The organism is Xenophilus sp. (assembly GCF_044462705.1).
Classification (GTDB): domain Bacteria; phylum Pseudomonadota; class Gammaproteobacteria; order Burkholderiales; family Burkholderiaceae_C; genus Xenophilus; species Xenophilus azovorans.
The window spans coordinates 18,626-21,093 of the sequence record NZ_JBIQNC010000069.1 but is presented as its reverse complement, the minus strand read 5'-3'; the positions used below and the strand labels follow the sequence as shown (position 1 = coordinate 21,093).

Genomic DNA, 2,468 nt, shown 5'->3' with positions numbered 1-2,468 from the left:
TTGCCGGTGCCGGCCATGCGCGGGCGCACGGTGGCCAGCGTCCAGTGGGCGCCGCTCTTCAGCTCGGGCAATTCCTCCCACGCCACCGGCACCGACACGCCCAGCCCCGGCCGGGCGCGCAGCGACCAGGCGCTCACGGTGGTGGCGCCAAAGCCGTTGCGCAGGTAGTCGACGAACACCTTGCCGACGCGGTTCTTCGGGCCGCTCTTGGCGACGAAGCGCGCGGGGATGGTCTGCGCCAGGTGCTCCACCACCGCGCGCGAGAAGGCCTTGACGGTGTCCCACCCGTGCTCGCGCCGCAGCGGCACGACCACGTGCAGGCCCTTGCCGCCGCTGGTCTTCAGGAAGCCCGCGAGGCCCAGCTCCTGCAGCAGCGTGCGCACCAGCAGCGCGGCCTCCTGCACCTGCGGCCAGGCGACGCCCTCGCCGGGGTCTAGGTCGAAGGTCATGCGGTCGGGCTGTGCGATGGCACCGGAGGTGGCGTTCCAGGTGTGCAGCTCCAGCACGTTCATCTGCGCCGCGGCGACCAGGGCCCGCGCGGTGTCGATCTGCAGCAGCGGCTCGTGGCCCGGGTCCAGCGCCGGGTCGAGCCGCTTCACGCCGGGCAGCTCGGCCTGCTGCGCGTGCTTCTGGAAGAACAGCTCGCCGCCCACGCCCTCCGGCGCGCGCACCAGCGAGACCGGCCGGCCCTTCAGGTGCGGCAGCATCAGCGGCGCGGCCTCGGCGTAGTAGGCCGCCACGTCGCCCTTGGTGGCGCCGCTGGCGCGGTCGATCACCCGGTCGGCATGCGAGATCCGCAGGTCGGCGGCGCGGGACGTACGGGCGGGCATGGCGGCGTTCTCCTTCGGTGGGGCGGGGGCGGCGCGCTCGCGCACGATCTCGCGCGGCGGCTTGTCGGTGCGCAGGCCGTGGAACACCGCCTGGCGCACGTGGCCGCCCTGCGTCCACTCGCCGAAAGACACCTCGGCCACCAGCTGCGGCCGCACCCACTGCACGCGCGATGCGCGCAGGCCGGCCGGGCGCGGCTCGAAGGGGCAGGCGTCGGTGTGCAGCTTGCGCAATGCGGCGTGGATGCCGGCGAGCAGGCGAGCATCGAAGCCGGTGCCGACGTTGCCCGCGTGGCGCAGGCGGCCCGCCTCGTCGTACACGCCCAGCAGCAGGGCGCCGAAGCCGGCGCGGCTGCCCTGCGGCGCGGTGTAGCCGCCGATGACGAACTCCTGCCGCAGGTGGTGCTTGAGCTTGATCCAGTCCGCGCTGCGCCGGCCGACGTAGGGCGAATCGCGCCGCTTGCCGACGATGCCCTCGAAGCCCAGCCGCGCGGCGGAGGCCAGCAGGTCGGCCGGCGGGGCGTCGAAGTCCTCCGAGAAGCGCAGCATGCCCGGCGGCCGCCCGCCCAGCGCCTCGCGCAGCGCGGCGCGGCGCTCGGCCACCGGCGCATCGCGCAGGTCGCGGCCGCCGAGGAAGGGCGCGTCGAACAGCCAGTAGACGATGCGGGACGTCGCCTGCCGGTCGAAGGCGTTCTGCAGCGCCTGGAAGTCCGGTGCGCCGCGCTCGCCCTCCACACCGATCTCGCCGTCGAGCCAGGCCGAGCGCAGCTTCAGCGCGCCCAGCGCCCGCGCCAGCTCGGGCACGCGCGCCGTCCAGTCATGCCCGTTGCGGGTGAGGCAGCGCACCCTGCCCTTCGCGTCGATGCGGGTCAGCAGGCGGTAGCCGTCGAACTTCAGCTCCCACAGCCACTGGCGGGGATCGGCCGGCGGCGACGCGACCAGGGTGGCGAGTTCGGGGGCGAGGGTGTCGGGCAGGGCGTCCTGCCCGTTGCTGCGTGCCCGCGGGCGCGCCGGGCGGCTCGGGGCGGCCGGCGCGGCGGGCGGGTCGCCGAGCACGCTGCCGGGCTCTGCCTCCTCGACGTCGTAGTCGTCCAGCGGCCGGGCCTCGGCGTCGTCCTCCTTGATCAGCAGCCAGGCGGGCTTCTTCTCGTCGGCGGCGGAGCGCGGGCGCATCCGCACCAGCGTCCAGCCGCCGCGCAGCTTGCGGCCGTGCAGCGTGAACTTGAGCTTGCCGGCCTTCAGCGCGCGGCGCGCATCGCCCTCGGGCGTCCAACTGCCGTTGTCCCACACGATGACGGTGCCGGCGCCGTAGTGGCCCTCGGGGATGGTGCCCTCGAAGCCGGCGTAGTCCAGCGGATGGTCCTCCACCTGCACCGCCATGCGCTTGACGGCCGGGTCCAGGCACGGGCCCTTGGGCACGGCCCAGCTCTTCAGCGTGCCGTCCAGTTCGAGCCGGAAGTCGTAGTGCAGGTGCGAGGCATGGTGCTTCTGCACCACGAAGGCCAGGGCGCCGGCGGCGGAGGGCGCGCCGCCGGTGGGCTCGGGCGTGGCGCTGAAGTCGCGCTTGCGGCGGTAGTCGCCGAGGGCGCGGCGGGCGGTGCCGGCGGAAGCGCGTCGGGAGCGGGTCTTCTCGGCCATGGC

Annotated in this window: 1 protein-coding gene; it reads right to left on the bottom strand. The window is 74.8% G+C overall.

Annotated features, from left to right (window positions below):
* Positions 1–2,465 (bottom strand): DNA ligase D (gene ligD / locus ACIY1X_RS12415; protein ID WP_399680864.1); only part of this gene is annotated, 2,465 nt, incomplete at its 3' end.
* Between the last annotated feature and the right edge of the window lie 3 nt (positions 2,466–2,468).